The sequence below is a fragment of the Streptomyces sp. NPDC096012 genome (assembly GCF_040426375.1).
Lineage (GTDB): Bacteria > Actinomycetota > Actinomycetes > Streptomycetales > Streptomycetaceae > Streptomyces.
Genome location: NZ_JBEOTD010000026.1, coordinates 52,015 through 74,888, shown reverse-complemented (window position 1 = coordinate 74,888; position 22,874 = coordinate 52,015). Strand labels below are relative to the sequence as shown.

Below are 22,874 nucleotides of genomic sequence, written 5' to 3'. Positions count from 1 at the left end.
GGTTCGGTGCTCGGGTCCACCGATCTTGGCATGGACGTCACGCCCGGCGCGGCGAGGCCAGCAGATAACGGGCCCTGGTCCGCGGTTCGGTGTACTCGCCCGCCTGCCACCCCGCACGCTCCAGCGTGGCCGCGCAGGCCCGGAGAGTCTCCGGATCCGGGGTGTGCACCGCGACCGCCTCCGGCTGGGGAGTGGCCCGCACCCGGTACCCCTCCTCGTCGCCCCCCGCGGGGCGGTGCCCGGCCGCCTCCAGCGCCAGCGCCGCCGCCCGCACCAGGTGCGCGCGCTCCCAGCCGCACGGCCGGTCCACGGAACCGTCGGGATTGGTCATCCGGCGCAGTTCCAGCAGCCCCTCCCAGGCACTGCGCACCTCGCGCAGCCGGGCCGGTCCCGTCGGCGGGGGCTCGTCCTCGCCGCCGACCCGGGCCGCGAACACCCCGGTGGACGGCGGCGCGGGGGGCTTCACCGCCTCGGGCACCGCCTCGCCCGCCCGGTGCCCGGCGGGGGTCAGGAAGTGATCGTGCGGCGGCCGCGGATGCCGGAAGGCGAGCCCCCGCTTCACCAGCGCCGCGAGCTGCGCCTGCGTACCGCCCCGCAGCCGGCCGGTGACCGGATCGGCGGCTTCGATGAGGCGCCGCTGCGCGGCGGTCGGCTCTCGTGTCACGGCGCGTTCCTTCCGCTCGGACTTGTCGCCGGCACCGCCCGCACCGACGGCTCCGGCACCGCCCGCACGGCCGGATCGTGTGCACGAGCCGCCGTCCCGTCAATGCGCGCAGCCACCCGTCGGACGGCTCCTTCGCAGCGTACGGCCCGGGTCCGACAACGCCGGGGGGACACCGAGCGGCCCCGCCACCGAGACGCCCGCGACCGGGACCCCCGCCGCACTAAGCGGAACCCGCGACCGGGACCTCGCCTCGCCGAGCGGTACCCGTGACCGGGACCTCGCCACACCGAGCGGTACCCGTGACCGAGGCCCCGGCGCACCGAGCGGCCCTCGCCACCGAGGCCTCCGCGACCGAGAGCCCCGCCTCACCGAGCGGCCCCCCGCGACCGAGGCCCCCCGCCGCACCGAGCCGCCCCCGTGGCGCCAGCGGGGACGCGGGCGGTCGCCTGGCCTACTGCGGCGCCCGGATGTTCCAGCCCGCCACCACCGGCCGCCCGTGCTCCGTGCCGAGCCGGGACAAGGTGCCCGTGGCCAGCTGGAAGAGGGCACCCTGCGCCGGAGGGAGTCCCAGGCGGCGGGCGGCGAGGACGCGCAGGAAGTGACCATGGGCGACCAGGACGACGACGCCCTCGGTGTTGGCGAGGGCGGCGTCGACCTTGCTCAGCATCCGGTCGGCGCGCTCGCCGACCTGCTCCGGGGTCTCGCCCGGATGGTCCGGTGGTCCGGGCGCGACCCCGTCCGAGAACAGGAACCAGTCGGGCCGGGTCCGCTGGATCTCCACGGTGGTCACGCCCTCGTACCCGCCGTAGTCCCATTCGCGCAGGTCGGCGTCGACCCGGGCGTCCTGGATCCCGATGAGCTCGGCGGTCTCCCGGGCCCGCTGCAGGGGGCTGACGAAGGTGGCGCCGATCCGGTGCGAGCGGATCAGCGGCATCAGCCGCCGAGCCTCCTCGCGCCCCCGCTCGGTGAGGGGCACGTCGGTAGCGCCGGTGTGCCGTCCGGAACGCGACCACTCGGTCTCACCGTGCCGGACGAGAAAGAGGTCACCCACGTCAGCGCCCTTCCCACTCGCCTGTCAGTACGGTGCCACGAAACGGCCGCGGCCCGCAGGCCGGACTCGGCCAGACGGCCTTCGCCCACGGGGTTCGGTCAGTCCCACCAGAACGACCACACCGTGGACCTGGCCTGACCGTTGGCGGTGTCCACGACGTCGGCGAGGTCGTCACAGTAGGCGTTGTGTTCGAGGGCCAGCTCGGCGATCGTGCGGCCGTCGAGAGGCGGGTGCTCGACCTGGAGCTGGATCTCGGCTCCGTTCATGAAGAACACGTTCGCCCCGTACCGGTCCTGCCAGTGCCGGAGGAACGCCGCGTGATCGCCGGGGGTGAGCGGGGTGAGGTCGGGGTAGGCCGTGGCGCCGTTGCGCAGGAATCCGGGCAGCAGCAGCGGCAGCCGGTGACTGCCGGTGGTCTCGACGAGCAGCAGCCACAGAGGGCGGCTTCCCCACCGTTCCCGGAAGGCGAGCGGGTCCCCGGGAAGCGGCGTCCCGGACGGTTCGTCGAGCAGGTCCGCCAGCCGGGCGGCGTCGCGGAGTTCTTCCTCCTCGGCCAGGTCCTCCGGGTAGGCCTCGGCGACGCTGCGTGCGCCCACCCGGCCGACGATGTCGGCCACGGCGCGGTCCGCCGCCTCCGCCGTCATCTCCGGCACGGGCTCCCCGGCCGCGGCCGCCGCGAGCGAGCGCAGCTGCTCCTCCGACGTCACGCGCGTGGTGAGGAAGGGCACCAGCCCCTCCGCCCGCCCCCGCCAGAAACGCCAGGCCCGCTCGGCCTGCTCCGGCTCGACGGCCACGCCGTGCACCACGGCCCCGCGGGGCAACCGCGCGGAATGCACGGTCGCCCCCGGGGACGCCAGGCCCTCGGTCGCCATGATGTGGCCGATGGCCTCGGCGTCCTTCATGGTGTCGGATTCCTCATTCTCGAACGTCGGCATGACCGGATGACGTCCGCACCTTGCGTCACCGCACATTCATCGTGAACAGGTGCTTGTCGACGTCGTACACGTACACCGTGGAAAGGGTGGTGGGGTTGCGGATCACCGCGGTCCACACCTCCTTGTGCGCGGCCTCGGAGCTGACGCCCGGCACGCTCAGGTACACGGCGTCGGCGCCCTGGTCGGCAGCCTTGCGCAGATGGTTCTTGATGTTCCGCTTGCCCGTCTGCTTGAACTCCGACCGTACCCCGTCCACCCAGCCGTCGAAGGACTTCGCGTTGGTATCGCCGTCCTGGGTGTACTTGCCCGTGTTGGAGCCGCGCGCCACGACCTTGTGCCCGTCGAGCGCCAGCTTGAACGCCATCTCGAACTCCTTGTCGTCGAACCCGAAGCCGTCCTTGTCGTCCGACTCCCAGGACTCGTCGATCCGGTCCAGCGCCTTCTTGGCCATGTCTTCGAGCCCCTCGTGGGTCCAGGCGGCGTTGAACCGGCAGGCCGCGCGCTCGCTTCCGGGCAGCGCCTTGCAGGACCGCTTGTTGAGCTCGTCGATGTCGTCGATGTACTTACCGAAGAAGGTCCTGCCGGCGAGAATCTGCTCGAGCCGCTTCTTGCGCAGTTCCTCGGCTCGCTGTGCGTCGGTGTTGGCCGCTCGGTCCGCGGCGTCCTGCCCGCTGTTGGCCTTGGTCTTGGAGTTCTTGCCGGAGCTCAGCTCCCCCGTGTCCACGAGTGCCCATTCGCCCCCGTCGGGGGTGCACTGCTTGCACAGGCCGCTCGGGTCGCTGTAGTCGACCGGGTCGTTGTCGGAGTAGCTGTACGAGTTCAGGTTCTGTGGCTCGTACGGCGTGCTCAGCGGGTCCGGGCTGAGGAACCGGCCCAGGTCCGCGTCGTACATCCGCGCCCCGAGGACCGAAAGGCCCGTGTCGGTGTCCTCGCTCTTGCCGAGGAAACCGTGGTCGGTGCCGGAGGGAAGTGCGGTGCTGCCGCGCCGGGCGCCGAAGGGGTAGTACTTGCGCCGGGTGGCGGTGCCCGTGGCGGTGTCGACCGACAGCTGGGTCGAAGCCTGCTGGTCCGACATGAGCCAGGTGAGCGTGCCGTTCCCGCCGTTCGCCACACGCATGGCGACGTTGCCGTAGTACCGGGTGGCCGTGGCGGACTTGCCGGTCGCCTTGTGGATCTCCTGACCGCCCAGGTAGAGGACGTTCTCGTCCTTGCCCTTGCGGATCAGCAGGTTCCCGAGGGCGTCGTAGACGTAGCTGCTGCTCGCCGCTCCCGTCGTGGCGACGACATGGCCCAGTTCGTCCCGGGTGAAGCCGGTGGTGACGCCGCCGACCGTGCGTGAGCGGAGCTGGCCCGCGTCGTCGTAGAAGTAGCTGTCGGTGCCCCCCGGGGTCTTCACCGTGCTGACGGCGTGCGGGTGGTCGGCGCCCGCGGTGTAGGTCGACTGGTCGGCGGAGTAGCCGGGGTAGACGTAGTCGTCGGCCTGGGCGCCGGCGGCGGTGGTGCTGGTGACCTTCTGGAGGTTGCCGATGCCGTCGTAGGTGTAGTCGAGCTGGTACGGGTCCTGCCCGGTGGCCAGGTCGGGGGCGAAGGGTCCGGCGCAGGCACCGGCGCTCTGGGTGGTCCAGGCCCGGGACAGGCGGCTCAGCTCGTCATAGGTGAAGCACTGGTGCTGGCCGCTGAGCTTGTCGGTCAGATCGGTGATCCGGCCGCCGGCGTCGCGCAGGTAGTCGTCGTTCTGGACGGTGCCCTTGGTGCTGGTGGTCGTGGTGATGCTCTTCAGCCAGCCGGTGCCGGTGGCGTCCTCGTAGCCGTAGGTCCGCCGGGCCGTGGTGGTCGTGGTCGCCGTCGTGCCGTAGGTGCGGCCGCTGAGCCGGCCGAGGCTGTCGTAGTCGGTGGCGTCCACGTAGGTGGCCAGCGCACTGGTGACCTTCTCGGGGAGGCCGTACACGTCGTAGGTGGTGGTCACCTTCTCCGCGGGCAGCCCGGCGGTGGGCTGGTAGCTGACCGAGGTCTGGTGCCCGGCGGCGTCGTACTCCATCGTCGCCGGGTAGGTACCCTCGAGCCCGGAGCCGTCGGCCGGGATCGTGACGGTGGAGCCGGAGACACGGCCGTTGACGTCGTAGCCGTCGATCCGCGTGGTGTACGCGTAGCCGCGTGCGTACGAGGTGGTCGCCGCCGGCAGCCCCTTCCCGTTCGTCGCCGTGTCGTAAGACGTCCGGGTGAGCACGGTGCTGCCGTTCTGCACGGTCAGCGGACGGTTGAGGTTGTCGTAGGTGTAGCTGAGCGTGACGCCGTTGCCGTTCTTGGCCGTCGCGACATTGCCGTTGGCATCATAGGTGACCGCGGAGAGTCCCTTGGGGTCGGAGTCGGGCTCCTTGCCGCCGGTGCGCTCGCCGAGCCAGTTGTAGGTGTAGCTGGTGACGTTGCCCTTGGCGTCCGTGATCTGTGAGAGCAGTCCGTTGCGGGTGTAGTCGTAGGACGTCGTGTAGGTCGAAGGACCGAACTCGACGACCTTGCTCACCTGCCCGAACACGTCGGTGTAGGTGTTGGTGCGCTCGCCGGTGGCGGGCAGGGTGGTGGTGTAGTCGCCGTGGTAGTTGGTGCGTGTCTGGCCCTGGACCTGCGGCTCGCCCTTCACCATGATCCGGGACTCGGTGGTGCGGCCGGCGTAGTCGATGACCAGGTCGGTGTAGGAGGGCAGGCTGTCCACGGTCGGCAGCACCATGCCGCCCGTCTTCGGATCCCCGGAGTTGTAGAAGGCGGAGCTGGTTCCGGTGACGTTGCCCGAGGTGTCGTACCGGGTGCTGGTCACCGTGCGTCCGCTGCCTCCGGGGGACGCGGTCTGGGTCTCGCGGGTGCGGCCGAGGCCGTCCAGGTAGGTGTAGTTGACGAGGCTCGTCGACCCGGACTGCAGTGTCGTCGTGGTGATCTTCGGAGGGACGGAGGAGACCAGGTCGGGTACGCCTTCGCTGTTGTCCGACGTGGTGACGTCGTACGTGAAGGCGATGGTGGGGGTGGAGCCGGAGGCCTGGCCCGGCTTGAAGACCTGCGAGACGCGGCCCACGGCGTCCAGGACGATCCGGGTCGTCCGGTTGTTGGCGTCCTGTACCTGGACCGGGCTTCCCCACAGACGGGAGTACCTGGTGGTGGTGGACTGCGCGGTGGCCGGCCCGTTGTCGTCCGGGTCCGGCGTGGTGACCTTGACGCCGTCGACAGGCCACGAGGTGGCGGGCTGGTACGCCGTCGTCGTGGTGTGCTGCCTGCCGTCGGTCACGGAGGTCTGCCGCCCGGCCTGGTCGAACTCGGCGGTCGCCTCACGGTAGTCGGTGGCGTCCGTGTACTTGCGCACGGTGGTCGGGTGGCCGTCGGACGGCTTGTCGGTGTCGACCGAGGTGGCGTGGTCGTACAGGGTGACCTCGTACGAGTCCTGGTTGGCCGAGGACCTGGCCGCACAGTCGGCGGCGTAGTGCCGGGTCTCGTCGGGCAGCACCATCCAGCGCTGGACCGGGGAGCCGGTGAAGTAGTCCGTGTTGTACGCCCGGCCGTAGGTGGTGCACCGGTTGTCGTCGGTCGCCGACAGGCCCCAGTCGTTGGTGCGCATCGGCAGGCCGTACTTGGTGCTGGCCGGCTCGGCGGTGTCGTACTCGTCCTTGACGGTGTGCTCGCGCCAGCCGCTGGAGGTCAGCTCGTCGGTGGTGGTCTGGGAGTCACGGACGAACCGGGCGTCGGGCAGGCCCTCGTACTGGGCGGTGTCGTAGACCCAGTACTTGTGCCAGGTCCGCTTGTGCGACTGGCCGGAGCCGTCGCGTTCGCTGGATTCCAGGACCTTCCCGCCCAGCCAGGCGGAGTCGGGCACCGCCGCGCTGCCGCTGTCCCCGTCGTCGACGGTCACGGAACGGGTGGCGGACGGGTCGTCCTTGCTCGTGCGGTCGCCGTCCATGCCGCGGTACAGCCAGTAGTAGGTGGAGGCCGCGTTGGACTTGGTGCCGGTATGGACCTCGACCTGCTGGTAACCGCGCCACTCGGTCCAGGACTCGTCCTTGTCCTTGGTCAGCGGGTCGTCGGGATACGCCCACGCGGGCTTGCCGACGTAGTCGTAGGTGGTGGTCATCACCGGGTCGCCGTCGTTGTTCGCACCCGCACCCGGGCCCGGGTCGACGCTGACCTTGGAGACGACGTACTTCTTGAACCAGCCCGTCTTCTCGGCCGTCGCCCCTTCGGGCACCCACCGCTGCTTGAAGCAGGCCTGGGTGTTGTTCGACTCCGAGGGCGGGTGGTCGATGTCGCAGGTGTCCTGGTCGTCGTAGTTGCGGTAGGTGACGTTGACGAACGAGCCCAGGTCGTTGTGGATCTGCGTGACCCGGCGGAAGTTGAGGGTGCCGCCGCCGAGCTGGTTGTCCCGCCACTCACCGTTGATGTTGATCGTGGGCAGGGTGATGTCGGTACCGTCGCCGTAGCCCCGGCGCTGGACGTAGTCCAGCCACAGGGTGTTGTCGATCGTTCCTTCGGGGTTGGGCAGCCCGTACTTCATCTGGTACTGCATCGCCGGGTCCCACGGCGAGCTGTCGTCGTCCCGGACGAAGGTCTTGACGTCCCACAGCATCTTCGTGGCGAAGAACGTCGGGGAGTACGTCTCACCCTTGATCGTCTTGCAGCCGTCGTCGGCGGACGTGCCGTCGCACATCAGGTCCGTGGGGACATCCGGATACGAGTCCGGGTGATCGGAGATCGACGGGCACGGATCGGGCTCCTTGGCCAGGGGATCCTTGTCCGACATCCGCTCCACGCAACGGCCGACGTAGCGCAGGTCGACCTTCGCGGGCAGTTGCGCGCCGGATATCTGTGAGGCCCAGCCGTACTCGATGCGCACCGGGTAGGCGGCCGCGTCGTAGGAGCGGGCCTGGTCGCTCAGCAGCACCGAGCGGTAGTGGTTCTGCTCCTTGTCGTAGAAGTACGAGGTCTCCACCTCGTCGGCGTCCACAACCCTGTCCAGGCCCCAGCGGTAGGCCTGGGTGCTGACGCCGATGCCACCGTTGTAACCGGGCTCGCCGGGGTTGTTGCCGAAGACGGGGACCGTCAGCACCGAGTCCGTGGCGGCATTGGTGCGCTCGGATCGGCCCCAGCCGAAGTAGTAGCGCATGCCGTCCTGGGCGGAGATCACCCAGTACTCGTCGTCCGAGCCGTGGCCGCCGGTCAGGTGCTGCACGCGCCAGCCGGGGTCGTCCTGGACGTGGTAGGAGCCGGTGCCGTTGTTGTCCTGGACGAGGGTGGAGCTGATGCCGTTGAAGTTGATGACGTAGACGGCGCCGTCCGGCTCCTTGTCGGAGTTGGGCGAGTCCCAGCACAGGTCACCGACCCAGCCGGTGCCCGTGCCGTCGTCCTGGCAGCTCCGGTAGCGGCGCTCGATGAAGCCGATACCGCCCAGCTCCCAGCCCAGACCCGCCCAGTTGGCCTGGGTGTTCTGGGCCGAGGTGAGCGCGTCGACGGACTGCGAGTTGTACGACAGGGACAGCGACGGCGCACCACCCGCCGGCGGCTTGGGCGCCTGGATGGGCAGGTCGTAGGAGAAGGCCCCCGAGCCCACGGAGACGTTCCACGACCCGGAGGGCTTCAGCGACGACGCCCGGTAGTCGCCGGCGTCCGAGGAGGAGGTGGAGGCCAGGGCGTAGACGGTCCCGCCGGTCGTCGCGGCGGCGGTCGTCGCGGGTGACTGGAAGGCGGACTTGGCTTGCGGGCCGGGCTGGATGACCGAGATCACGGTCTTGGGGTCACCGTCGGCCTGGACGGTCGCGGTGAGGGTGCCCCGGGCCACGTTGTTCGTGACCGGGACGGGACGGGGGCTGGCCGTCGAGCAGCCCTTCGCCTTCGGTGTCGTCAGGGCGCAGGCGGGCAGCGCGACCAGCCGCAGGCGGGAGGCGAAGTTGCCGCCGTAGGCGTACTTGAACGTGGAGTAGTCGAAGGAGACGTCCACCGGGCCGGGCGTGCCCCGGCCGTCGCGGCGGGTGACCTGCACGCCCATGCCGATGCCGTTGGTCCGCTTCAACTGCGTGCGGTCCAGGACCTTGACGTCGACGTCGCTGGGGGCCGGCGCCGCGATGGCGGACCGCTGCCGGGCAAGCGCCGACGCGGGAGCCGGTCCCACCTGGACGGTGGCCTCGCCCGGATCCGCGGCCGGGGCGACCGGCAGCTTCTTGCCCGGCTTCAGGCCGGACAGAGTGAGGCGGGCATGGGCCGCCCTGGGCCACACCGGGCGGACGGGCTTGGTCTGTGTGGGCTCCGCGTGGTCACGCGGCACACCGCCCGCCGCCTGCGCGGGCACGTTCACCGGGTGCTCGCGCCCCGCAGCCACGGCCTTGGCCGTACCGGCGGCCTCGGCGGCCGGCGCGGCCAGCAGCGACGCCGCCAGTGCCACGGTCAACGCCCATGAGGCGTTCCTCCCCTGTCTGCGCGCACGTCGCACGGACCATCCCCAACCCGAAGAAGGCCGGGACCCCTCCCGGCACACGTGAAAAGCAAAGCGACCGGGGCTTCGGGCTCACGGTGAAGTGAAAGCCGGGCAAAGGCCAGGTCAAAACCGCACGCTAAGCGGAACGCCCGTTCCGCGGACAGTCCCTCAAATCGGACTGATCCATAAGAACCGTGCCTTCACATGACCTTTACGCGAGTGATGTGCGTCACGCCGGTGAACGTGTTGCGGATCGGGGCTGTGAGCTTGGGAAACAGCCCTGGCGTAAGGGGAAGGTAAGTGATTCAATCCTGCGGCGCACACACATCGCACACGTGCAGTACAGGCCGAGGAAAGGTCCCGGAAGACATATGAAGCGCGAGACGCCCGGCCACCTGAGCCGGCGCCGGTTTCTGCGGCGCGCCGGCGGGCTGACGGCGGCAGCCCTGGTCGGGTCCGCGGCGCTCACGCAGGCGGGTACGGCGTCCGCGACCGTGGCCGCCTCGAAGCGCTTCGATCTCACCGACGGCTCCGACGAGTGGTTCCGTGAGATCCTGCTCAACGAGACCCGGATCCTGCAGTCGTTCGCGTTCGACAACACCAACAAGCACCTGTACACGGCGCAGTTGGTGCAGGCCGGGCGGATCCTGCCCGGCGAGACGCAGGCGTACACCGGGACCGACCGGGCCAAGAACGGTGACCTGTGCATCACCCGCCTGGACTGGCAGGGCTACGTCATCGGCCGGATGTACCTCAAGGGCTTCGGGCACGGGGTGTCCATCGGCGTGGAGCCCTCCGGTAACAGCGCCTACCTGTGGACCGAGAGCGACTCGGTGCCCGACAGCCAGAACAACGGCTACGGCACGAAGATCGCCCGATTCAAGTTCGCCAACGGTGCCGTCCTGCGGCCTGATTCGTTCCAGGTCACCCGGTACACCCCGGTCCCGGGCTCGGATCACAACACCGTCGCCGTCGACCCCGTCACCAGCCGGATCGTCCACCGCCACCGGATCAACGGCACCACCTGGAAGCTCAGCCTGTACGACCTGGCAACCTTCAAGGCCGGCACCTTCACCCCGCTGGCCACCATCACCCAGCCTGCCGCCGTCACCGACGGAGTGACCTTCCAGGGCTACACCAGCATGGGCCGGTACCTGTACACCCTTGACGGCACCGCCTACACCTACGACACCGACGGCAAGCAGACCAGCACCAGCAACACCTACGTCACCTCGATCGACTGGAACACCGGCAGCGTCGTCGAGCGGCGGCTGAGCAACGCCGGGCAGAGCCTCTTCTACCGCGAACCGGAGGGCCTGGCCATCCAGATCCCCGACATGAGCACCCCGACCGTCGCCCGCCTCCACCTCGGCTTCGGCTCCGAGGAGAGCCTCTCGCAGACGGACAAGAAGGCCAGCTTCTACTACAAGGACCTCCTCGTCTGACTGACCGGCACCTCCGACGGGCGGGTGCCGGGATCGAGGCGTGCCGGAACCGGGGAACGTCCCCGGAACCGATGAAGGTCCCCGCCCGGCGCGTCCCCTTCGAGGTCGTGCCGCGCGGGTGCGCGAGACCGCCGGCTACTGCCGGTATCCGCTGAGGAACCGTCCGATCCGCCCGATCGCGGCCTCCAGGTCGTCCGCGTACGGCAGGGTGAGGATGCGGAAGTGGTCGGGCGAGGGCCAGTTGAACCCCGTGCCCTGGACCACCTGGATCTTCTCGCGCAGCAGCAGGTCGAGGACGAACTTCTCGTCGTCGTGGATCGGGTGGACCTTGGGGTCGATGCGCGGGAAGGCGTACAGCGCGCCCCTGGGCTTCACGCAGGACACGCCGGGGATCTCGTTCAGCTTCTCCCAGGCGGTGTTCCGCTGCTCGTACAACCGGCCGCCGGGCACCGTGAGTTCGCGGATGGACTGGCGGCCGCCGAGCGCGGCCTGGATGGCGTACTGGGCGGGCGCGTTGGCGCACAGGCGCATGGAGGCCAGCATGTTCAGGCCCTCCAGGTAGTCCTTCGCGTGCTGCTTGGGGCCCGTCACGACCAGCCAGCCGGAGCGGAAGCCCGCCACCCGGTACGTCTTCGACAGGCCGCAGAAGGTGAGCACCACCAGGTCCGGCGCGAGCGCGGAGGCCGAGTGGTGGACCGCGTCGTCGTACAGGATCTGGTCGTAGATCTCGTCGGCGAACACCATCAGGCCGTGCCGGCGGGCGAGGTCCAGGATGCCCTCGACGACCTCCTTCGGATACACCGCGCCCGTCGGGTTGTTGGGGTTGATGATGACCAGGGCCTTCGTGCGGTCCGTGATCTTCGACGCCATGTCGGCCAGGTCCGGGTTCCAGTCGGACTGTTCGTCGCACAGGTAGTGGACCGCCTTGCCGCCCGCCAGGGTCGTCACGGCCGTCCACAGGGGGAAGTCCGGTGCGGGGACGAGGATTTCGTCGCCGTCCTCGACCAGGGCCTGTACGGCCATGGAGACCAGCTCCGAGACGCCGTTGCCCAGGTAGACGTCGTCGACGTCGACGTCGAGGCCCAGGTTCTGGTACCGCTGGGCGACCGCGCGGCGGGCGGACAGGACGCCGCGGGAGTCCGTGTAGCCGTGGGCCTGCGGCAGCATCCGGATCATGTCCTGGAGGATCTCCGCCGGCGCCTCGAAGCCGAAGGCCGCGGGATTGCCGGTGTTCAGGCGCAGCACGCTGTGCCCCGCCTCCTCCAGTGCGTCGGCGTGCTCGATCACCGGGCCGCGGATCTCGTAGCAGACCTCGCTGAGTTTGTTCGACTGCCGGAACTCCATGCGCGGCTTCCCCTCCGGTATCTGGTGTTACTTGGTTTTACCAAGTGGGAGCTTGGAAAGTCCAACAACATGTCTAGACTGCGTCGCATGCCACCTCGCCGAAGCTACGACCAGTACTGCTCCGCCGCCCGCGCCCTCGACCTGGTCGGCGACCGCTGGACCCTGCTGATCGTCCGCGAACTGCTCGCCGGCCCCCGCCGCTACACCGACCTGCACGCGGATCTGCCCGGCGTGAGCACGGACGTCCTCGCCTCGCGACTGAAGGACATGGAACGCGACGGACTCACCACCCGCCGCCGGCTCCCCCCGCCGGGCGCCGCCTACGTGTACGAAGTCACCCCCCGGGGGCGCGGGTTGCTGCCCGTGCTGCAGGCCCTCGGGACCTGGGGCGAGAGCGAGCTGGGGGAACGGCGGCCCACCGACGCGGTACGCGCACACTGGTTCGCGTTGCCGCTGCTGCGGGGCCTGGAAGGGGAGGGACTGGTCGAAGTCGGGCTGGAGGAAGGCGAGTTCCATCTGCGCGTCGGTGCCGAGGAGGGTCCGGTGTACGGCGACGGGCCGGCGCCCGGCGAGGCCGACGCGCGCCTCGACCTGGACACCGTGACCTGTGCGGCGATCTCCCGCGGCGAACTGACCCTGACCGACGCCGTCCGGACCGGCCGGGTCACCGTGACCGGTGACGGCACACTCGCGAAGGCGCTGCGGGAGGTCTGACGGCAGGCGAGGCGAAGGCAGGTCGCCGGGCGACGGCAGGCCAAAGGCCCGCCGGGGACGGCCCGTCCGACGCCGTCCGGACCGGCCGGGTCACCGTGACCGGTGACGGCATACTCGCGAAGGCGCTGCGGGAGGTCTGACGGCAGGCGAGGCGAAGGCAGGTCGCCGGGCTGACGGCAGGCGAAAGGCCCGCCAGGGACGGCCCGTCCGCAGCCCCTCCACAGGTGGGCCTTCGACCGGGTCCCGTCCGCGGGCGGGCCTTCGTGTGAGTTCGTCCCGTCCGCTCAGGCGGCCGGCGGGACTCGGGAGGGCCGCCCCGGACCCCGGGTCAGCGCGTACCCGCCGATGCCGGCGAGCGCGGCCAGGATGCCGCCGATGGCCGTCCACACCCAGCGGTCGGACCACCAGCCGGATGACCAGCCGTCGTCCGAACCGAAGCTGGAGAGCACCGCGGCCCTGGAACCGCCCTTCTCCTCACCGGAGTCGACCGCGATTCCCGGAACGAGCGGCTTGCCCAGCGAGCCGTCCACCGCCGCCGCGCCGCCGATGTCCTTGGAGTCCACGCGTACTTCGGTGCCGACCGGCAGACCCAGGTCGGCGTCACCGAGAGCCACCACGGTCAGCCGGACGTAGTACGTGCCCGGCAGCGGATCGTCGGCCCACGGCTCCGACCAGCCGCGCACGGTGCGCATCACACAGGCCAGTTCGACCGAGGAGGTGCCCTGACCGGCGGTGCGGGTCTGGGCACCGTACTGGCAGGCCTGGCGGCGCCGCAGCCCGTCGTACACGTCGAGCTGCCAGGTCTGCGAGCCGTGTGTGTCCGGAAGCTTCACCGTCGCCTTGACGGTGGGGCGCTGTCCGGTGTCCGCCGGGAACGACCAGTAGAGGTAGTCGCCGGTGGAGCCGGACGCGGTGGCCTGCTGCCCCTGCTCGATCTCCGTGGCCGTACGGAAGGAGGTGCCCGCCTGGGTGGGTGCCTTGCCGTCGCCGGAGCCGTCGCCGGTACCGCTCGGGGAGGGCGAGGAGTCGGCGGCGGCCGGCCCGGCGGCCAGTCCCAGAGCCAGCAGCGCGGCGCCCAGTACTCGTGTGATCCGCATCAGTTCGTCCTCCAGACGGCGACCCGCCAGCGTGACAGCCAGCCCCACAGCAGACCGGCCAGGAAGCCGATCAGCACCAGCGCGCCGAGCAGCCACCAGCCGCGCCCGAGACCGAACGCGGCCACGTCGTGATGGCCGGAGGGGCCGTCCACGACGTCCACGGTCAGCTCCAGCGGCAGACCGGGCGTGGTCTTCACCCCGGCGGCCGCCGCGAACGAATGCGTGACCTGGAGACAGACCGTCTCGGCGGGCGCGTCGTCGTCGCTCTCCGGCCGCGGGTAACGCAGACCGGTGGAGAGCACATCCGTACGGCCGGTGCCCGCGGCCTCACCGCGTACGATCTCCCGCCCGTGCACGGTCACCGCCCGCAGCAGCAGGCCGTAGTGGGGAGCGACGGCCCGGTCGTCCGCCACGCTCACCGAGGCGCGCAGCTCCTGACCCGGCTCGACCGCGACCTTGTACCAGCGCTGCCGCCCGAACTCCGCACGGTCGGTGTACAGCCCGGACTTCAGCGACGGCGCCTGCTCGCACCGGTCCGCGCCCTCGGCCGCCACCGGCGTGACCACCGGATCGGCCGCCCGGTCGACCAACTGCCCGACGCGGTCGCTCAGTTCCTCCTTGTGCTGCACGGAGGTGTAGGTGCCGCCGGTCGCGTCCGCGATGCAGCTGAGCTGGTCGCGGGTCTTGGCGTCCGGCACCAGGCCGAGGGTGTCGATGGTCAGCCCGATGCCCTTGGCGGCTATCTCCCGCGCCACCTCGCACGGATCCAGCGGCTGGCAGGTGTCCTCGCCGTCGCTGATCAGCACGATACGGCGGGTGCCGGCACCGCCGTTCAGGTCGTCCGCCGCTTTCAGCAGCGCGGGCCCGATCGGCGTCCAGCCGGTCGGCGCGAGGGTGGCCACGGCCGTCTTCGCGTCGGTACGGTTCAGCGGGCCGACCGGGTAGAGCCGCGCCGTGTCCTTGCAGCCCTCCTTGCGGTCGTTGCCGCGGTAGTTGGCGCCGAGGGTGCGGATGCCGAGCCGGACCTCCTGCGGGGTCGCGTCGAGCACCTCGTTGAACGCCTGCTTCGCCGCGGCCATCCGGGTGCCGCCGTCGATGTCCCGGGTCCGCATGGAACCGCTGACGTCCAGCACCAGTTCGACCTTGGGCGCGGCCTGCTCGGTCTCGTCGGCGACCGCCCCGGTGGGGACCGCGATCCCGGCCGTCAGGGCGGCGAGCAGGCCACAGACCCCTGCCACCAACCGTTGTCTTCTGATCATCGCCGGATCCTATTGATCAGATGGTCCGGACTCCAAAACGCCGGGCACCCGTACGCGTTGGGCGGCCGTCAGGGGCTCAGGTGCCGCCGTCCGGCGCCGCCGGCCCGAACACCCCGGTCAGGCGGGCCCGGTACAGCGCGGCGATGGAGAAGCCGTCGGTGATCCGTCCGTCGGCCACCATCTCCTCCGCCTCGGCCGGTGTCACCGTGATCGCCCGGTGGATCGCCTCGCCCTTCTCGACCTCGCCGACGCCGTCCACGCGCGCCGCGTACAGGGCGACCTTGTGGGCCAGCAGCCCGGTGTCGGGGTGCACTTCGCCCAGGGGGATCACCTCCGTCGGCGTCGCGGCGATCTCCTCCCGCAGCTCCCGGGTGACGTTCTCGACGGGCGTGGCGCCCGGTTCGCCGAAGCCGCGTACCACCTCCCAGTGCCGGCTCCGGGTGGCGTGCCGGTGGTGCTCGATCAGCACCACCTTCTCCCCGGGGCCGACCAGCGGCAGGATCACCACGCCGGGGGACGAGCCCGGTGGCGGCAGGATCCGGTCGTACAGACCGAGACGGCCGTCGGGGAAGCGCACCGGATCGCGCAGGTACCACAGGTACCGGTCCGCCGACACGACACCTGCCGGGACCGGCCGCAGCGCGGCGCGCAACCGCGCCCACAAGGCGGCGAACGAGCCGCCGCGTCCGCTCGGCCGGGCCGTGGTCGCCCGTCGCCTGGCGTCGCGGATCCGCGCCGGATCGGTCAGGATCCGGACCCCCTCGGGATCGTCGCGAAACCACTCCGGAACGTCGCGCCGCAGGGCCTCGTACCGGTTCATCGGGAACTTCGCAGACTGTGCAAGGGGCTACTCCGGGCTCGTCAGTATTCGGGCAGGTCCTCGTTGTCCTGGGTGGTCGCCGAGGCCGTGCCCGTGGGGGCAGGCCCCGCGGTGTCCCGGTAGCCCGGCAGGCGCCGCACCAGGTCGTGGAACTGCGACCATTCTCGTTCACTGGCCAGGCGTACGGTGGCGATCTCGCGCGCGAACCGCTGTTCCTGCCGTCCGGCCATGCGATTGCGCAGCACCAACTGCACCGAACCGGTCAGCGAACCGCTCACCGTGAGCGGCAGGACCGACCCGGCCACCTCCCATATGTTGTTGCCGCTGACCGCCGTGAACACGGCCGCGCCCACGGTGACGACCACCTCCACCACCGGACGCCAGGTGGCCGACCGTGCCTGCCGGCGCTCCCGTGCCAGCTTGAGGATCTCCGAGTTGAGCCGGACGTAACAGTCGAAGACCTGCCCGACGCCGTCGTGGAAGGCTTCCGGGGCGGCGGTCAGCGAGCCGAACGCGTGGATGTAGGCGTTCCAGACGGGGGTCTGGCGCAGCCGCCAGATGTCGTGCAGGCTCAGGGCGTTCACCGCCTCGGGCGTCAGATGGTCCTGCACGGCGGCGAAGCTCTGCCGCCGCAGGAACGTGAGCAGCTGCTCCGGGTCCTGCACGACGCCGACGGTTGCGGCCCTGGCCTCGCGGGCCTCCTGCAGCACCACCCGCCGCAGGCTGCCGACCGGGGTGAGGGGGTAACGCCCGAGGGCGTCGGCCAGGTTGACGTTGTAGATCAGGTCCAGCAGCTGCTTTATCTCCGCCGCGAAGGGCTTGTCGCGGTCGTATCTGCCCTCCGCCACGTTCGTCCCCGGGACGGACACGAACTCCTCGTACAGGGTGTTGCGCACGACCGGCTTCCTGCGGACGCTGAGGGCGTTGCTGAAACCGACCACCTCGCCGAGCCGTTCACCGAACCGGTCCGTGTCCTCGCGGGCCACTCCGACCTGGGCCGCGAGCACGTCGATGTCCTTCGCCGTGAGGCCCTGGACCTTCTCGGTGAACGGCTGGTAGAGCCGTAACCGGGTGCGGTCGCGGTTCTCCCCGTCGTCCGGGGAGTCGTCCCAGGACATCCGCACACAGCGCACCCGGTCACCGGCGGACATGCCGGCCAGCGTCTCCTGCCAGGCGGTGAATCCCTCGCGCCGCAGATGCAGATGGGCGGGTGGCTCCTCGGCCGGGTGCCGCTCACGCAGGAGGAAGGGGACGATCGCGCCCGAGGCGAGGAGCTTGCGGTGGGCCGCGCGGGACTCGCCCTCCTCCATGAGGTCGCGGTTGATCGCGTCGTTGTTGTAGAAGTAGGCGCGGTTGATCACGACCTGGCTGGCGTTGATGAGGCTGCGGAAGTACTCGGCCCGCACCTCCCGGAGGCGCTGCCGTTCGACTTCGTCCAGGGACCGACCGCGTTCGATCATGTCCCTGGTGAGCTGTGCGGGGACCCACTGGTTGTCCAGCGACTGTGCGATCACGGCCCCCGGTTCCAGCTGTTCGGGCTGGATCGGCGACATCAGGCTGTCACTGCGGTCGACGTCATTCATCGGCTGCTCTCGAAGGTCTCGTGTCCGGTCCGGCTTCTCAGGGGTACACCGTCGGGCGCCGACGGTGCGGACAACGCGTTTTTCGGACACCCAATGTGACGCGAAATCAGCCCTGTCCCGGGAGCGGGGCCGAACGGGGATGCGGTAGGTCCGTCCAGAGGTCCCCGGCGTGACCGGGGGAGAGGCGCATCAGGGTCAACGCCTTCGCCGGCAGCGGGCCTTCGCGCAGCGGCGCCAGGTCAGCGGTGTGCGGCAGATCGGGCAGGACGGCCCGCAGCGCTTCGGCCAGTGCCGGTCCCGAGCCGGCCGTACCCGCCAGCGCTCCCGCCACCAGCGAGCCGAACAGCTTGCGGCGCAGCGCCGTTTCGTCGTCGGTGACCAGACGGCCCGTGAGCGCGGGCGGGGTGATGCCGTGCCGGGCCAGCCGGGCGGGGCTGATCCGGATGTCGGCCACATCCCGGTAGACCAGGCGCCGGGGCGAGCCGTCGGCGGACAGCACGACCAGCAGGTTCTGGCCGTGTGCCTCCAGCGCCACGCCGAGGTCGAGCAGCTGCAGGCCCACCGTGAGGGCCAGCCGGGCGAACGCGGCCAGCCAGGCGGGGGAGTCGGGCAGGGCCGTGGTGGCCAGCGCCGCCACCGGGAGGACGCGTTCGTCCGGTGCCGCGTACACCTCGGGCGACTCCCGCAACAGCGCCGCCAGATCGGGGGAGTTCGCCGTCACCGCACCCAGCGTGCGGGTGATGTGCAGCAGACCGCCGGTACGCGCCGCCAGGTCCTCGGCGAGCGAGGACAGGGGCGTGGCGGCCCGCACCGAGTACGCGGAGATGTCCCGCACCGACGAGGTGAGCCGGGCGCTCAGCGCGGTCTTCACGTGCGTGGCGCCGGGCAGCGCCAGGGTCCGCAGGGACATCAGCGGATGAGCGGCACGCCACGGGACGCCCGGCCGCTTCAGGACGTGCGCCGCCTGCCAGGGATGCACCGGCACCAGCAACCGGTCACCGTCCCGCAGCTCCGCCGGCCAGTCGCCGGCCACCAGGCACTCGGCGGCCGGCACCGGCAGCGTCCCCAGCTCCACCACCGGCCGGTGCTCGGGTCCGTACGCCAGCTGCTCCGCCACCGAGAACCCGGGCCGCGCCCGGCAGTTCGGGTGGAACGGATGCCCGTCGACCACCCGCTGCTCCCACTCCCAGTCCCGTTCCGGCCACTCCTTCGAGTGATCCGCACCGGCCCGTGACAGCGCCAACGAGGACGTGCTGTCGGCCAGTTCGGCCGCGAACGCCGGTCCGTGCGGCACCGCGAGCGCCGTCATCAGGCGCGCCGGATCGTCGTAGCGCTCCCGGCCCAGGCGGACACCGGTGACGTAGGCGCTCGTGGCGTACGGGTCCGCGTGCGGCCCGTGCAGCGTCCGCCCGTCGGCGAGCCGCAGGGTCAGCTCGTGCACCCCGGACACCCGCTCCCCGATCCAGGGCAGCGGCTCGTGCACGAGCGCCCGCCACAGCCGGGTCAGAACGGCGGCGCGAGCACCCGGCAGCTCGGCCGTGTACCGAGGCAGCAGGGCGGGCCGGACGGCGGCCAGCTCCTCGGCGACCTCGGCCTCGGCGGTGGGGGGTCGGCGCACGATCGGCTCCTCGGGTACACAGGGCACGGAGGACGATTGTCACGGACGACGGACATACTGATCGCTACCGGCACTCGCACGACGCTCGAAACGGGCGATGTTGGAGGATGTAAGACAGCGGTGACGACCTAGTACACCGGGCGGAGGAAACGGGCGGCGGACCAAACGAGCGGCGGACCAAACGGGCGGTGTGCGGAACGAGCGGTGTGCGGAACGAGCGGTGTGCGGAACGAGCGGTGCGCGGGCCGAGCGGCGTGCGCACCGTACGTCGGGCAGTGTGGGCCACGGACGCGGCGGCGCCCGGACTCGGACGCGGTGCCCGGGCTCGGACGCGGCCCCCCGTCACGGGACGCCGCGCCCGGCCTCTGGACAAGCGCTCGCCCCCTGGACGAAGCGTTCGGCCCCTGGACGAAGAACGAATGGATCGCGTGGACCTCACACCCCCCACCCCCGCCGTCGGCCCGCGCGCCGACGCGTACGCGACCGCGCCCCTGCTCAACTGCCTGCTGCGCGAGGTGGCCGAACCACTCCCGGACGCCGGGGACCGGCGTGTGTACCGGCTGCCCAGCGGGCGGCTGCTGCGTGTGCGCGCCGGACGGCGCCCCGCCGGGCCCGAGGTGCACCGGGCCGGGACCTGGGACCCGCTCGGCCACACCGAACTGGTCAAACTGGTCGCCGACGAACTGCGCCGGCACACCGGGCTGCCGGGCGGCGACCTCCCCGCCGAGATGGTCGACAGCCGCGAGGCCGTCGCCGCCCTGCTCACCGCACGCGAGCGGACGACGGCGCCGGAGGACCCCTACCTGCGCTCCGAGCAGTGCCTGCTCACCGGTCACCCCCACCACCCGGCCCCCAAGGCGCGCGGCGGCGGTCCGGCCGCGACCTGGCTGCCGTACGCCCCCGAGGCCCATGCCCGCTTCCCGCTGGTGCTGCTCGGGGTGCGCGAGGACCAGGTCGCCGAGGAGGGCGACACCCGCGCCCTGGACGCCCTCGGCGCCGCTCCGCCCGGCTACCGGCTGCTCCCGGCCCACCCCTGGCAGCTGGCCCTCGTCGCCCGCGATCTCGCACCGGCGTTCGCCGACGGCCGCCTGGTCCGGCTGGGCACGACCGCCTTCGACACCTGGCCGACGGCAGCGGTGCGCACGGTGTACGAGCCCCGGCACGATCTCTTCCTGAAGTTCAGCCTGGACGTGCGCATCACCAACGACATCCGGCGCCTGTGGCGGCACGACCTGGAAAGACTGCGCCGCACCGACGGGGCCGCCACACGCGCCTTCGCCGCGCTGGGCCCGCCCGCGGCCTGGCTGAGCGACCGCGGCTACCGCACCGCCGGCTTCGCCTTCGAGGAGCTGGCCGTCCTCGTCCGGGACGGTTTGCGCGGCCATCTGCTGCCGGGCGCCACCCCGCTGCTCGCGGCGGCCCTCACCGAGGACTTCGACGGCAGTCCGCTGGCCGCCGCGGCCGACCCGGGCGCCTGGTGGGAGGCCTACCTGGGGCAGGTCGTCCCGCCGGCCCTGGCCGCCTTCGGCGAGCACGGAGTCGTCCTGGAGGCACATCTGCAGAACACCCTCGTCGCCGTGGACGCGGCCGGTACGCCGGTGCAGGCGCTGTTCCGGGACGCGGAGGGCGCCAAACTGCTGCCGGACGTCTCGCGCGCCGCCGGCTGGGAGCGGCTGGTGTACTGCCTGGTCGTCAACCACCTCGGCGAGATCGCCGCCGCCCTGGCCGAACACCACCCCGGCTTCGACCCGTGGCCCGCCGTCCGCCACGAACTCGCCCGGCACGACCTGCCCGAGATCCCCGCTCTGCTGGCCTCACCCACACTGCCCGGCAAGACCAACCTGCTGCTGCGCTGGACGGGCGCGCACGGCGCCGACGCCCGCTACCTGCCCCTGCCGAACCCGCTGGCCACCCCCGCGCAACCGTGACCGCTCCGCGCACCCGGCCACATCACCGGGCCTCCGCTTCGCCATGTCCGAGTGCGAGTCGCGGCCAAGCGCCGCCGGGCCGATGCAGGCGGACCGCGGCCAGTGCCCGCTGACCACCGCCTGAACGGACACGACCGTCCCGCGGCGGGCGGAGATCCGCTGAGAGCGACGGCGAATCCGCAACGGGGGACCTGTCCGGTGGACGCCGCAGGACCTTGCCCCCGAGACGGTCCGGGCGGAACAGCCCCGCCCGTGCGCGGAGCCGGTCGTCAGGGGGCCGTACACCCAGGCGCCGATGACCGGGCGCTGAACCTGTGCGGCCCGTTCCTCCGGGGGCGCGGTGGCGGCGGTGACCTCGTACATTGGAGACGTGGGTGCCAGTCCCCCCGACGGGCAGCCGGCCGAGGGCGAAGTCGACTACGCCGCGCTGTTCGCGGCGACTCCCAGTCCGTATCTGGTCCTCGATCCCGGGTTTGTGATCGTCGGCGTGAATGCGGCGTACTGCCAGGCGACCGGCCGGACGCGACAGGACCTGCTGGGGCAGTACCTCTTCGACGCCTTTCCCGACAATCCCGCCGCACCGGAGGCGGACGCGGTGGAGAACCTGTCCGCCTCCCTGAAGCGGGTGTCGGCCACGAGGGAACCGGACACCCTGGCCCTTGAGCGGTACGACATCCCCATCGCCGGACAGCCGGGTGCCTTCGAGGAACGCTGGTGGTCCCCGGTCAACACCCCTGTTCTCGGGCCGGACGGACGGGTGGCGTAGATCATCCACCGGGTCGAGGACGTGACCGCCTTCGTCCACGCCCGTCGGCTGCGGCAGGAGCCCGCCGTGCCCCACAGCCCCGAGGAGGACAGCATGGAGGCCGAGCTGTACGCCCGGGCCAAGGAGCTGGAGCGCGTCAACGACGAACTGCGGCGGGCACACGCGCGGGGACGGCAGGTGGCGATCACGCTGCAGGAGGCCATGCTGCACTCCCCGGACCTGGCCCGGCACACCGATGTCGCGGTCCGCTACCTGCCGGCCGTCGGGTCGCTGAACGTGTGCGGTGACTGGTATGACGCCGTGGACCTGACCGACGGCCGGTACTCCGTCGCCGTGGGTGACGTGGTCGGTCACGGCCTGGAGGCCGCCACCGTCATGGGGATGCTGCGCAGCGCACTGTCAGCGGCCACCCGGGCCGTCGCCGGCCCCGCCCAGGCCCTGGAAGTGCTGGGCCTGTACGCCCGCTCCGTGGACGGCGCGCTGGCAGCCACCGCCGTCACGATCCTCGTCGACACCCGGTCGCGGTTGATCGTCTACTCCAGCGCGGGGCATCCGCCACCCGTTCTGATGCACCACGACGGCAGCTGCCGGCTGCTGGACCAGGCCACCGATCCGCCCCTCGGCGCCCGGCCGACCCACGTCCCACGGCCCCAGGCCGGCGTGGCCTACCACCCGGGCGACATCCTCGTCCTCTACACCGACGGCCTCATCGAGCGCCGGGGCGAGGACATCGAGACCGGCCTGCACCGCCTGACCGGCACGCTGTCCCAGTGCCTGGGGCTCAGCCCCGAGCGTCTGGCCGACACCCTGCTGGAGCGCCTGGGTGTCAGCCATGGCGCCCGCGACGACATCGCGCTGGTCGTCGTCGGCCTGTGAACTCGGGGCGGCTGCTTCGGCCGGCCCGCGAGGCGCCCACCCGGTGATCGCGTTCCGGCGGCGTGCGGTGCGCCCGGGCGCGGGTTCCGGACCGGACGGGTGGACCGGCACGGGAAAGGACCCCTGCCAGGCGGTCGGCCTGGGAGGGGTCCTTCCCGGTCCGGGAGCCGTCAGCCGTCAGCCCATGGTGGTCGGTCAGCCCTGGGAATCCGGTGACCGGGTCGGCCACCGGACCCGGACCGGGTCGGCCACCGGACCCGGACCGGTCGGCCACCGGGCCTCGACCGGTCGGCCGTCGGGCCTCGACCGGTCGGCCGTCGGGCCTCGAC

General features: G+C 71.5%; 13 protein-coding genes and 1 pseudogene. 4 read left to right on the top strand and 10 right to left on the bottom strand.

What is annotated here, in order from left to right; translation table 11 throughout:
• Positions 1-37 precede the first annotated feature (37 nt).
• The 4 genes from ABVB68_RS23760 to ABVB68_RS23745 all read right to left on the bottom strand — a co-directional run bounded on the left by ABVB68_RS23760 (position 38) and on the right by ABVB68_RS23745 (position 9,062).
• Positions 38-664 carry a hypothetical protein gene (locus ABVB68_RS23760; RefSeq protein WP_353603128.1) on the bottom strand — a complete coding sequence of 209 codons (627 nt, stop codon included), beginning with the start codon at positions 662-664 and terminating at the stop codon, positions 38-40.
• A gap of 451 nt (positions 665-1,115) precedes the next feature.
• The gene (locus tag ABVB68_RS23755; RefSeq protein ID WP_353603127.1) at positions 1,116-1,715 is read right to left on the bottom strand and encodes a histidine phosphatase family protein; all 600 of its coding nucleotides are present in this window, start codon (positions 1,713-1,715) and stop codon (positions 1,116-1,118) included.
• Between the two features lie 98 nt (positions 1,716-1,813).
• Entirely contained in the window at positions 1,814-2,650 is an 837-nt protein-coding gene (locus ABVB68_RS23750; protein WP_353603126.1) for a DUF4253 domain-containing protein, read from the bottom strand.
• Between the two features lie 25 nt (positions 2,651-2,675).
• Entirely contained in the window at positions 2,676-9,062 is a 6,387-nt protein-coding gene (locus ABVB68_RS23745) for an RHS repeat domain-containing protein (protein WP_353603172.1), read from the bottom strand.
• Between the two features lie 404 nt (positions 9,063-9,466).
• Here ABVB68_RS23745 and ABVB68_RS23740 point away from each other — a divergent pair, with 404 nt between their 5' ends.
• A complete protein-coding gene (locus ABVB68_RS23740; RefSeq protein ID WP_353603125.1) occupies positions 9,467-10,540 on the top strand; it encodes a phage baseplate protein in 1,074 nt (357 codons plus the stop codon).
• 135 nt (positions 10,541-10,675) lie between these two features.
• On the opposite strand, the gene ABVB68_RS23735 is transcribed toward ABVB68_RS23740, so the two are convergent.
• Complete coding sequence (locus ABVB68_RS23735; protein WP_353603124.1) at positions 10,676-11,884, bottom strand: pyridoxal phosphate-dependent aminotransferase; 1,209 nt, start codon at positions 11,882-11,884, stop codon at positions 10,676-10,678.
• Positions 11,885-11,971: 87 nt separating this feature from the next.
• Between ABVB68_RS23735 and ABVB68_RS23730 the strand changes: the two genes are divergently transcribed.
• Positions 11,972-12,598, top strand: a complete 627-nt coding sequence (locus ABVB68_RS23730) for a winged helix-turn-helix transcriptional regulator (protein ID WP_353603123.1) — start codon at positions 11,972-11,974, stop codon at positions 12,596-12,598.
• 284 nt (positions 12,599-12,882) lie between these two features.
• Here ABVB68_RS23730 and ABVB68_RS23725 read toward each other — a convergent pair whose 3' ends face one another.
• From ABVB68_RS23725 to ABVB68_RS23705, 5 genes are all read right to left on the bottom strand, one after another.
• Positions 12,883-13,695 (bottom strand): hypothetical protein, encoded by an 813-nt coding sequence (locus ABVB68_RS23725; protein ID WP_353603122.1) that lies wholly within the window; start codon positions 13,693-13,695, stop codon positions 12,883-12,885.
• Positions 13,695-14,954 (bottom strand): VWA domain-containing protein, encoded by a 1,260-nt coding sequence (locus ABVB68_RS23720; RefSeq protein WP_353603121.1) that lies wholly within the window; start codon positions 14,952-14,954, stop codon positions 13,695-13,697. The genes ABVB68_RS23725 and ABVB68_RS23720 overlap by 1 nt, the downstream gene beginning before the upstream one ends.
• 76 nt (positions 14,955-15,030) lie before the next feature.
• Positions 15,031-15,774 carry an NUDIX hydrolase gene (locus ABVB68_RS23715; protein WP_353603120.1) on the bottom strand — a complete coding sequence of 248 codons (744 nt, stop codon included), beginning with the start codon at positions 15,772-15,774 and terminating at the stop codon, positions 15,031-15,033.
• A gap of 41 nt (positions 15,775-15,815) precedes the next feature.
• Positions 15,816-17,357 (bottom strand): hypothetical protein, encoded by a 1,542-nt coding sequence (locus ABVB68_RS23710; RefSeq protein ID WP_353603119.1) that lies wholly within the window; start codon positions 17,355-17,357, stop codon positions 15,816-15,818.
• Positions 17,358-17,463: 106 nt separating this feature from the next.
• Positions 17,464-18,975 (bottom strand): IucA/IucC family protein, encoded by a 1,512-nt coding sequence (locus tag ABVB68_RS23705; RefSeq protein WP_353603118.1) that lies wholly within the window; start codon positions 18,973-18,975, stop codon positions 17,464-17,466.
• A gap of 419 nt (positions 18,976-19,394) precedes the next feature.
• On the opposite strand from ABVB68_RS23705, the gene ABVB68_RS23700 reads away from it, so the two are divergent.
• Both ABVB68_RS23700 and ABVB68_RS23695 read left to right on the top strand, forming a co-directional pair.
• A complete protein-coding gene (locus tag ABVB68_RS23700) occupies positions 19,395-20,903 on the top strand; it encodes an IucA/IucC family protein (protein ID WP_353603117.1) in 1,509 nt (502 codons plus the stop codon).
• 370 nt (positions 20,904-21,273) lie between these two features.
• Positions 21,274-22,545 (top strand): annotated as a pseudogene (locus ABVB68_RS23695) (SpoIIE family protein phosphatase).
• Positions 22,546-22,874: the final 329 nt, after the last annotated feature.

What these genes read in the sequence shown, in the direction of transcription:
- ABVB68_RS23740 (WP_353603125.1), top strand. Translation starts at nt 9,467, where the DNA reads ATGAAGCGCGAGACGCCCGGCCACCTGAGCCGGCGCCGGTTTCTGCGG.
- ABVB68_RS23735 (WP_353603124.1), bottom strand. Translation starts at nt 11,884, where the DNA reads ATGGAGTTCCGGCAGTCGAACAAACTCAGCGAGGTCTGCTACGAGATC.
- ABVB68_RS23725 (WP_353603122.1), bottom strand. Translation starts at nt 13,695, where the DNA reads ATGCGGATCACACGAGTACTGGGCGCCGCGCTGCTGGCTCTGGGACTG.
- ABVB68_RS23710 (WP_353603119.1), bottom strand. Translation starts at nt 17,357, where the DNA reads ATGAATGACGTCGACCGCAGTGACAGCCTGATGTCGCCGATCCAGCCC.
- ABVB68_RS23730 (WP_353603123.1), top strand. Translation starts at nt 11,972, where the DNA reads ATGCCACCTCGCCGAAGCTACGACCAGTACTGCTCCGCCGCCCGCGCC.
- ABVB68_RS23750 (WP_353603126.1), bottom strand. Translation starts at nt 2,650, where the DNA reads ATGCCGACGTTCGAGAATGAGGAATCCGACACCATGAAGGACGCCGAG.
- ABVB68_RS23700 (WP_353603117.1), top strand. Translation starts at nt 19,395, where the DNA reads ATGGATCGCGTGGACCTCACACCCCCCACCCCCGCCGTCGGCCCGCGC.
- ABVB68_RS23720 (WP_353603121.1), bottom strand. Translation starts at nt 14,954, where the DNA reads ATGATCAGAAGACAACGGTTGGTGGCAGGGGTCTGTGGCCTGCTCGCC.
- ABVB68_RS23715 (WP_353603120.1), bottom strand. Translation starts at nt 15,774, where the DNA reads ATGAACCGGTACGAGGCCCTGCGGCGCGACGTTCCGGAGTGGTTTCGC.